General features: G+C 61.4%; 14 protein-coding genes. 11 read left to right on the forward strand and 3 right to left on the reverse strand.

Annotation, left to right across the window (positions count from 1 at the left end):
* Positions 1-269 precede the first annotated feature (269 nt).
* From EN852_RS30900 to EN852_RS41080, 3 genes are all read left to right on the forward strand, one after another.
* A complete protein-coding gene (locus tag EN852_RS30900; RefSeq protein WP_127879713.1) occupies positions 270-473 on the forward strand; it encodes a CsbD family protein in 204 nt (67 codons plus the stop codon).
* 214 nt (positions 474-687) lie between these two features.
* Positions 688-873 (forward strand): hypothetical protein, encoded by a 186-nt coding sequence (locus tag EN852_RS30905; RefSeq protein WP_127879715.1) that lies wholly within the window; start codon positions 688-690, stop codon positions 871-873.
* Positions 874-981: 108 nt separating this feature from the next.
* Positions 982-1,158, forward strand: a complete 177-nt coding sequence (locus EN852_RS41080) for a hypothetical protein (RefSeq protein ID WP_189546282.1) — start codon at positions 982-984, stop codon at positions 1,156-1,158.
* Positions 1,159-1,181: 23 nt separating this feature from the next.
* Here EN852_RS41080 and EN852_RS30910 read toward each other — a convergent pair whose 3' ends face one another.
* Positions 1,182-1,424 carry a hypothetical protein gene (locus EN852_RS30910; RefSeq protein ID WP_127879717.1) on the reverse strand — a complete coding sequence of 81 codons (243 nt, stop codon included), beginning with the start codon at positions 1,422-1,424 and terminating at the stop codon, positions 1,182-1,184.
* 741 nt (positions 1,425-2,165) lie between these two features.
* On the opposite strand from EN852_RS30910, the gene EN852_RS42615 reads away from it, so the two are divergent.
* The 4 genes from EN852_RS42615 to EN852_RS30925 all read left to right on the forward strand — a co-directional run bounded on the left by EN852_RS42615 (position 2,166) and on the right by EN852_RS30925 (position 3,766).
* Positions 2,166-2,447 (forward strand): inorganic diphosphatase, encoded by a 282-nt coding sequence (locus EN852_RS42615; RefSeq protein ID WP_246694463.1) that lies wholly within the window; start codon positions 2,166-2,168, stop codon positions 2,445-2,447.
* Entirely contained in the window at positions 2,447-2,704 is a 258-nt protein-coding gene (locus EN852_RS42620; RefSeq protein ID WP_246694464.1) for a hypothetical protein, read from the forward strand. Before EN852_RS42615 ends, EN852_RS42620 begins: the two co-directional genes overlap by 1 nt.
* A gap of 155 nt (positions 2,705-2,859) precedes the next feature.
* A complete protein-coding gene (locus EN852_RS30920) occupies positions 2,860-3,372 on the forward strand; it encodes a ferritin-like domain-containing protein (RefSeq protein WP_127865336.1) in 513 nt (170 codons plus the stop codon).
* 73 nt (positions 3,373-3,445) lie between these two features.
* A complete protein-coding gene (locus EN852_RS30925) occupies positions 3,446-3,766 on the forward strand; it encodes a hypothetical protein (RefSeq protein ID WP_210238270.1) in 321 nt (106 codons plus the stop codon).
* A 29-nt stretch (positions 3,767-3,795) separates the two neighbouring features.
* On the opposite strand, the gene EN852_RS30930 is transcribed toward EN852_RS30925, so the two are convergent.
* A complete protein-coding gene (locus EN852_RS30930) occupies positions 3,796-4,872 on the reverse strand; it encodes a YihY/virulence factor BrkB family protein (RefSeq protein WP_127879721.1) in 1,077 nt (358 codons plus the stop codon).
* Positions 4,873-5,249: 377 nt separating this feature from the next.
* On the opposite strand from EN852_RS30930, the gene EN852_RS30935 reads away from it, so the two are divergent.
* The 3 genes from EN852_RS30935 to EN852_RS30945 all read left to right on the forward strand — a co-directional run bounded on the left by EN852_RS30935 (position 5,250) and on the right by EN852_RS30945 (position 6,961).
* Positions 5,250-6,257, forward strand: coding sequence for a PAS domain-containing sensor histidine kinase (locus tag EN852_RS30935; RefSeq protein WP_127879723.1), 1,008 nt, complete (start codon positions 5,250-5,252; stop codon positions 6,255-6,257).
* 6 nt (positions 6,258-6,263) lie between these two features.
* Complete coding sequence (locus tag EN852_RS30940; RefSeq protein ID WP_127879725.1) at positions 6,264-6,620, forward strand: response regulator; 357 nt, start codon at positions 6,264-6,266, stop codon at positions 6,618-6,620.
* Positions 6,621-6,775: 155 nt separating this feature from the next.
* Entirely contained in the window at positions 6,776-6,961 is a 186-nt protein-coding gene (locus EN852_RS30945) for a hypothetical protein (RefSeq protein ID WP_127879727.1), read from the forward strand.
* Positions 6,962-7,093: 132 nt separating this feature from the next.
* Here EN852_RS30945 and EN852_RS30950 read toward each other — a convergent pair whose 3' ends face one another.
* Positions 7,094-7,273, reverse strand: coding sequence for a hypothetical protein (locus tag EN852_RS30950; protein WP_127865331.1), 180 nt, complete (start codon positions 7,271-7,273; stop codon positions 7,094-7,096).
* Positions 7,274-7,391: 118 nt separating this feature from the next.
* Between EN852_RS30950 and EN852_RS41085 the strand changes: the two genes are divergently transcribed.
* Positions 7,392-7,559, forward strand: coding sequence for a hypothetical protein (locus tag EN852_RS41085; protein ID WP_189546283.1), 168 nt, complete (start codon positions 7,392-7,394; stop codon positions 7,557-7,559).
* The last annotated feature ends 127 nt before the right edge of the window (positions 7,560-7,686 follow it).

Here is a 7,686-nt window from a genome sequence, read left to right on the forward strand (position 1 = left end):
GAATGGCGCCTTTCGCGGGGGGGAGCGGACTGCGCGCCATCCTGTCTGGAGAACAACGGCGCCGAGGGAATGTTCCCGCCGCTGCGGGATTTTTAGGACGCGCGACGTACGTTATGCGCCTGCTGATTTGCCGGTCACCATGACGGCCGGATGTCCCCCCAGCAGCCCACGAAATCCAGCAACCGACATCACGGGAGAAAAAGCCTTTCGGCAGGAACCTCGCGACCGCGCTGCCGTTAGCCTTCCGTGTCAAACAGGAGGTCCGGCAAATGGATTGGAACCGTGTGGAAGGCAATTGGAAACAGGTGAAGGGCAAGGTCAAGGAACAGTGGGGCAAGCTCACCGACGACGACCTCGACCGCATCGCGGGAAAGCGCGACCAGCTCGAAGGCAAGATCCAGGAGCGCTACGGCCTGGAGAAGGATCGCGTGCGCCGCGACATCGATGACTGGTACGACCGCCAAGGCTGGTAGCAGTCGGTCTTGCGGAATGTAGGGCGTTGCCTCGCGGCGGCGCCCTTTTCCGTACCCGATAAGTCTGCCGCAGGCGGCCACGTATCGCCTTGTCGCGGCGGAGTTTTGCGCAAGACAGCCGGTCGCCTCTCGCCAGGTGACATCCTGGTTTGAAATTCGACATAGTCGTGCTTGGAGGAGGAACTTTCAGACGCAATCGGCATTTGTTACCCCCATGGATGTTCTCGAGGCAAATCTTCTGGCCATTGAGCAGGCGATAGCCTTGCGCTTCGAAAACATCCGCATGAGAGAGCAGGCATGGGCCTATGTCGAGCAATCAAGGGTGCTTGCCCAGCAGCTCGCGGTGATCCGAAGCCAGCCACCTGCGACATCACCGGTTAAACATGCCCGCTACACTTGACCGAAAGCGGATTGGCTCTAGGTTACTCTCATCGCCGATAACCATTCCCTGACATCATTGGCGCCTGAGAGACAATGAACGCGCTCCCGTCTGAACCGGGAGAGCGCAGTGCCTCAAACCAAAGCTGCGTTGCGGCGAGCGCACGATAATTTCCAAGGTCACCTGATCCAAGGCAGCAAAGAGGCTATCGAGCGCTCTCGTGAATTGCTGCGCAGCACCGAGGCTCTGGTGCGCCCCGGTTTGCCTGTTCCGAAGCAGCCTTCCGACAAGACGCCCAAGGCCTAAAAGCACGTCGCGCTTAATTCGCCTCATATCCCGCGCCGTTTCCGGTGCGGGGATTCCTGATTCTCACCGCGCAACATCTGCCTGTCGTCGGGATCGATCAGATCGCGCTCGCCAGGTTTCAAGTCGCTGCCTTTCGCGCGGGCGGCCCGCTCCTGGCGCGGCCGCTTCAGCTCTTCCTCGGCGTTAAAATCCTTGCCGGCATTCTTGGTATTGACACGCTCCTCGATGATGCGTCGCTGCTGTTCGTGCGTTGTCTTGCCTGCCATGACGGTCTCTCCTGTGCTGAAACCGATCTCTCTCGGAATGGAGAAGCCCGCCCGGAGGGTGAGCGGGCGGGCTTCTATCGGGGGGTTTGGGAACCCCGATGGCGGCGGGCTTCGGGGATGCCGCCGCGCACCAAACCGGCGAGCGGCGCTTATGTTCCGGCACGAGGCGATTCTGCCTGAATTCAGCTGAGCTCAGCGCGGTACAGCCCGCCCACAGGCTACCGCCGGCGGGCGATGCTTCTCCCAGAAGGCGGCAAAAAATCTTGGGAGCAATGTCAGGGAAGAGCAAGCGAGGCACCGACTTCAGTCCAGGCCGCGCGGGACCGTAGGCCCACATTGGGAACGGAAGCAACTTGCTCCCGTTGGTCGAAGGTGAAGGCTGCGACAGGCAGCCCTCATCAAGCAATGGGAGAGAAGACATGAACAATATCATCTGGCTCATAGGAGCAATCGTCATCGTCCTTGCCATCCTCGGATTTCTTGGCATCCGATAACGCCTTAGTCGTGATGGCCGGGATACGGTGCGGGGATCAACCGCGCCACAAATTAGCAGATCCTCTGCGCCCCGGCGTCTTCGAGTTCCGGATTGTCGGCCGTAAGGGTTGATACCGTACGGAACAACGCAAGGCCACTCCAACCCTTCCGGCTCGATTATTCAGCCACCTCCATTGTCACGGAACATTCAAGTGCCGGCGAAGTTCACCTTGCGCAAGGTGGTTGGTCCTGGCTCCGGTCTTTTCGATGGCTGATTATCTGACGCTTCCGGCTATCTCCCGCAACCTCTTCCGCGTGGTCATTGAAACGCCGCGGGGATCGGCCGCCAAGCTCGCCTATGAGCCGAAGACCGGCGTGTTCGAATATTCCCGCCCGCTTCCGGTGGGCCATACATATCCGTACGACTGGGGCTTCGTGCCATCGACGCTGGGAGACGATGGCGATCCGCTGGACGGGCTCGTCATCCACCAGGCCGCCGCCGCTCCGGGCGTCGTCATAAAATGCGACCTCTGGGCGCGCTCAGGGTAATGCAGCGCGATCCCGACGGCTCGAAGGTCCGCAACGACAGATACATCTTCTGCCCTCACAAGGAAGACGCGCCGGATGAACCCGTGGTGTCCGCCGGTGTGCCCGAGGATCTTCGCCGGGAAATCGAGCAGTTCTTCCTTTCCTCGGCGCTGGGCACCGGCAAGAAACTCAAACTGAAAGGCTGGCAGAACGCCGCCCAAGCCAAGTCCTCCCTGACCAGGGGAATGAAGTCCTTCAAGCGAAAACGCGCCCGTTGAACGGGCGCCGATGCCTCTTTCGACCGGCTCCCGGGTCTTCGGACGGCCGTCAACCACAAATGAGTTTCCCGGCCGCTTTCACTGAAAAATTCAGTCGGGAACAAGTTCGAAAAAACTGTGTTGGGTTGGTCAACCACCACTCAGGAGATGCGCAGATGGCGACGACCAAAGCGGCCTCGTACAAGGGCCTCAACGAACTGTTCCACGACACGCTGAAGGACATCTATTTCGCCGAGAAGAAGATCCTGGCAACGCTGCCCAAGATGGCCAAGGCGGCGCGGGACGACGCGCTGCGGGCCGCCTTCGAAAAGCACCGCGCCCAGACCGAAGAACATGTCGCGCGGCTCGAGGAAGTGTTCGAGGTGATCGACAAGAAGCCGGTGGGCAAGACCTGCCAGGCGATCATGGGCATCACCGAGGAAGGCGCCGAGATCATGGAGGAGTACAAGGGCTCGCCCTCGCTCGACGCAGGACTGCTGGCCGCGGCGCAGGCCGTCGAGCACTATGAGATTTCGCGCTACGGCACGCTCAGGACCTGGGCGCAGGAACTCGGCCTGACCGAGGCCGTCACCTTGCTCGACAAGACGCTGAACGAAGAGAAGGAAACGGACGTCGCGCTCACCAAGCTTGCCGAGTCCGCGGTCAACGTCGCGGCGGAGGCAGCCTGAGTTTCGAGCAAGTTGCCACGCCATACGGGAAGGCAAGCGGCAGGGCTTGTCTTCCCGAACCCGCCATCGACCCATGGAACTTCAGCGCTGCCCGCGAGTTGCCGTAGGCGGAACCCCTGCGATGACAAAAGCGTCGCTCCACCTGCTGAAGGGCATAGGCTATCTGATCTCGACGGTCAGCGTGATATTGCTCGCCATCGTAAGCTGGTCGAGCGCATCGCAAAGCCCGCTGCTGGTTGCGTGCCTGCTCGGCGGCGCCGCGACCTCGACCGCCGGAATGTTCTGCCGCTGGCTATCCTACCAAATCGAGAAGCGCCAGGAAGAGCGGGAAGCTCACTCCAATGAAGCCGGGTGCGTTTCATCGGTTCATGGGCGAAACGCGCCATCTCTTTGATCTCACGCACTTCCATCGCGCGCTTCGGCCTATTGCCTGGTGCCGGTTTTCGACATCAGCGCGGTGACTACGCAGGCGATGACAATCCATACGGCGACTTCGATGCCCGAGGCGCCGCGCGCCGGCGGCGGGGCGGCGGCCGATGGCGGGGCGACGGCGGCCGGCGGCAGAGCGGCGGCTGCCGATGGCGAGGCGGCGGCGGCCGGCGGCGGGGCGGCGGCGGCCGATGGCGGAGCGGCGGCCACCACTGGCGCGAGATCCCGCCGGCTGCCGCGGCGCACCGAATAGGCGCGCGTGATCTCGGCGCCGAACAGGAAGATCTGCGCCGAATAGTAGACCCAGACCAGCACCACCATCAGCGCTCCGGCCGCGCCATAGGAAGTGGCGATCGCGCTGGTGCCGATATACCAGCCGATCAGCGACTTGCCGATGGTGAAGAGCAGCGCAGTGACCAGCGCGCCGACGCCGACATCGCGCCATTTGAGTGTCCGGTCCGGCAGGACCTTGTAGATGGCGGCGAAGAGCAGCGCGATCAGGGCGAAGGAGACGATCGTGTTGATCACACTGACGATCAGTTCTCCGAACGGCAGGCTCCGGTTGATGATCTCGCTAAAGGCGGCGATGGCCGCGCTGGCCGCCAGCGAGACCAGGAGCAGGAAGCCGAGCGCCGCCACGAGGCCGAGGCTGGCCGCCCTCGCCCGCACCAGGCGCGAAAGCGACACGCTGGTGGGCTCGACCTTCCAGATTTCGTTGAGCGACTGCTGCATCTCGCCGAACACGCCCGACGCGGTGACCAAAAGCGTCACCAGCCCGATCAGCGTGGCAAGCGCGCTCGACCAGCCATGCGAAGCGGTCTCTATCGTGGCCTTCAGCAGGTCGGCGCTCTGGGGCCCCATCACGCCCGATATCTGGGCCGACAACGCCAGCTGGGCGGCATCGTTGCCGATGAAGAAACCGGCGATCGCGACGACGATCAACAGGATCGGCGCCAGCGACGTGGTGGCGTAGAAAGCCATCGCCGCGCCATGGCTCAGCGCATTGTCGTTGATGTAGCCGGTTACGCTTTCCTTCAGCAGTATCCAGCCTTCGTCGACCAAGCGCGGCATCGCCCCCTCACCCGTTTCGGACACGGGCCGAGCGCGGTTCGGTGTCGCTTTGTCGGATTGCGTCGTATCTGCCATTTGGTGCCAAGCCCGATTCGGAGCGGGCCGGGTGGGACAAGAGCTCGACTGCCTTTTCGTTGGCCAGGGCGGGAAGCCGGAGAAACCAGCCCTGTTCTCTTTGCCACCAGGTCCGGCTGACACGGCCCGCCAATCACAACCCGGCGCCGGCGCGATTGTTCCGGGAACAGCCGAGGGCCGGAAGCTCGAGGAACGCGGAGCCGATGCCATAAAACAGTGCCGCGCCATCTTCGCTTTGGGGAGGCGCAGTTGTATGATCGGCGGCAAGCTTACAGCCTGTGCGGCTAACGGGTATCTGGGCAATGGATTTGGAAGACCTTTACCGGATTCTTCGGACAGGTCACGTGCAGGCACAAGGCATTGTCGACACTGTTCCCGATCCCATGCTGGTGCTGGACTCCGCCCTGACCGTGCAAAGCGCCAACCGCGCCTTCTTCAAAACATTCGCGGTGGAGCGTTACGACACGATCGGACAGCACCTGTACGAGCTGGGCAACGGTCAATGGGATATTCCTGAGTTGCGCCATCTCCTTGGAGAGGTGATCCCGAAAAGCTCGGCAGTGATCGACTACAAGGTAACGCATGACTTCCCGGGGATCGGGAAGAAAGTCATGCTTCTGACAGCGCGCACCGTGTTCAATCCGGACAATGTCAGCCACCTCATGTTGCTGTCGATCGTGGACATTACGGAGAGAAGCCGGAAGGAAGCGGAATTCGAAGCGGTCTTTGGCGAACTGCGGCACCGGCTCAAGAACGTGCTCGGGCTGGTGCGGGCGCTGGCGAACCAGACGAAGGCGGAAGGTATTTCGGGAGAAGAGTATCGCAAGGCGTTCCTCGGCCGGCTGCACGCCGTTGCGGATGCAAATGATCTGGCACTCAGCGATCACGGTGAAGACAGCCTCGAAGCCCTGGTGGAGCGCGCGACAAAACCCTTCCAAGCCGCGCCGGAGACGATCATCGTCGAGCCCGGCCCGCCAGTGACCTTGGCCTCTAAGGAACTGACGTCGCTCAGTCTTCTGCTGCATGAACTGGCAACCAACGCCGTCAAGTACGGCGCCTTGTCGGCTCCAGCAGGGACGGTTCGAATACGATGGGAGGTCGAGCAAGGGGATCATCCGTTGCTGCGACTGTCATGGCGCGAGAGCGGCGGCCCGCCTGTACGCAAGCCTGCCTCGACAGGATACGGAACCCAGCTCATTCAATTCGCCATCGCCTACAATCTTGGAGGCCAGGTGGAACAGAATTATCGGACCGAAGGTTTCGAAGCAGAGATCGTCGTCCCACTCGAAAGGGCCGCTCGCCCAGATTGATAACCGGTGCAGAAGACTATCTTGATCGTCGAAGATGAATTCATCATCGCGATGGATCTCAAGGTCATGGTCGAAGGCCAGGGATGGCGGGTTCTGGGACCGGTCGCCCGAGTTGCAAACGCGCTCCGCCTGCTGGAAGACGAACGGCCGACGGTCGCCCTGCTCGACGTGCATTTAGGGGACCAACTCGTCACGCTCCTAGCCGAGGCCTTGCGCAGCCGCGGTGTGCCTTTCGCGGTGGCGAGCGCCTATGACAAGCCGGAACTCGTTGGCGGAGCAGTCCTGGCGGGGGTACCCAACGTGGGCAAGCCGACATCCGAGCTGCGCCTCCTGGAGGTTCTGGCGAAGCTCTCGACGCCCTGACCTCGCGGCGTTCCACTTGATCACTGCCTTACCGTCGCAAAACGCATCTTCAGTAGTTGGGCGCGAAATGTCGTGCCGTCTCGAACAGCGGAATTGAAACAGCTACCAACGGGCCTATAATTAGCTGACTAAGTGATTCACGGCACGGTGAACCGATGGCCAAGAAGAAAGATAGACGGGCCAGTTCGGGCGTCGCGGAGGCCTCCCGCGCGGAAATCCATGAGGCGGCTTATTTTGCCCGCAAATGCGGCCTTACCCGCGACGAAGCCCTGCAGATGATCCGCGAGGCGCACGCCTCGGCGGTCCCCAAGCCGGCCGAAAGCGAAAAGCGCAAGCACTGATCCTTATCGCTCAAGACGCGCTGGCAGCAGACGGCTGTCCGGTGCGCTTTCGACGCGCTGCGTGGGAAGCATTGCGACCTCCTACGAGAATTGCTCAACCTAGGATTATAGTCCTACGGTGCGGGCCAGAGTCTAGCGACCCTTGGTTGCCTTCGGCTTCCTGGTCGGCACTGGCGGCGCCTCTTCCTTCGGCTGGGAACTTTTGATGACGCGCTTCAGCCGCGCGTTGAAGTTCTCCTCGCTGTCGTCCGTCCCGGGTTTGCGGGCGGATTTGCGAAACTTGTCGATTTGAGATTTGTCGCTCTTAGGCATTGTGGGTCTTTTGGTTCAGAGGGCCATCGCTTGGGTCTGTCAAATATGTAGTCGATCTCGGGCCTGGTGAAACCTCTCCTGAGCTTGCGCTTTACCTTTAAGGCGATGGAGAGTGCGCATGAAGAAGGACGGACATGACGGCGAAGCCGACAAACGACTGCTTGCTGAGAAGCTGGCCAGGGATGTGGGGATCACCGAGGAGCAGGCGAGCGAACTGATCAACATGATCGGTACAGACTGGTCGTCGCTCGTGCGCGAAGCCCGTTTTTTAAAAGACAGGCACTAACAGGCTGCGGAAAAACCGGAGCCGTGGGGCCGTTTTGCGTTTGGTTGATGCGAGATCGGCTTATGCGAGGGTCATTTTAGCGGCTCTTTCGGCTGGTTTTGCCGCGATCGGCCGGTTTGAGGTGGAT

The organism is Mesorhizobium sp. M2E.F.Ca.ET.209.01.1.1, assembly GCF_004010375.2.
Classification (GTDB): domain Bacteria; phylum Pseudomonadota; class Alphaproteobacteria; order Rhizobiales; family Rhizobiaceae; genus Mesorhizobium.

Bases quoted from the DNA above. Each gene is read 5' to 3' on its own strand.
- EN852_RS42615 (WP_246694463.1), top strand. From the start codon at position 2,166: ATGGCTGATTATCTGACGCTTCCGGCTATCTCCCGCAACCTCTTCCGC.
- EN852_RS30925 (WP_210238270.1), top strand. From the start codon at position 3,446: ATGGAACTTCAGCGCTGCCCGCGAGTTGCCGTAGGCGGAACCCCTGCG.
- EN852_RS30930 (WP_127879721.1), bottom strand. From the start codon at position 4,872: ATGCCGCGCTTGGTCGACGAAGGCTGGATACTGCTGAAGGAAAGCGTA.
- EN852_RS30945 (WP_127879727.1), top strand. From the start codon at position 6,776: ATGGCCAAGAAGAAAGATAGACGGGCCAGTTCGGGCGTCGCGGAGGCC.
- EN852_RS41085 (WP_189546283.1), top strand. From the start codon at position 7,392: ATGAAGAAGGACGGACATGACGGCGAAGCCGACAAACGACTGCTTGCT.
- EN852_RS42620 (WP_246694464.1), top strand. From the start codon at position 2,447: ATGCAGCGCGATCCCGACGGCTCGAAGGTCCGCAACGACAGATACATC.
- EN852_RS30900 (WP_127879713.1), top strand. From the start codon at position 270: ATGGATTGGAACCGTGTGGAAGGCAATTGGAAACAGGTGAAGGGCAAG.
- EN852_RS30910 (WP_127879717.1), bottom strand. From the start codon at position 1,424: ATGGCAGGCAAGACAACGCACGAACAGCAGCGACGCATCATCGAGGAG.
- EN852_RS30920 (WP_127865336.1), top strand. From the start codon at position 2,860: ATGGCGACGACCAAAGCGGCCTCGTACAAGGGCCTCAACGAACTGTTC.
- EN852_RS30950 (WP_127865331.1), bottom strand. From the start codon at position 7,273: ATGCCTAAGAGCGACAAATCTCAAATCGACAAGTTTCGCAAATCCGCC.
- EN852_RS30905 (WP_127879715.1), top strand. From the start codon at position 688: ATGGATGTTCTCGAGGCAAATCTTCTGGCCATTGAGCAGGCGATAGCC.
- EN852_RS30935 (WP_127879723.1), top strand. From the start codon at position 5,250: ATGGATTTGGAAGACCTTTACCGGATTCTTCGGACAGGTCACGTGCAG.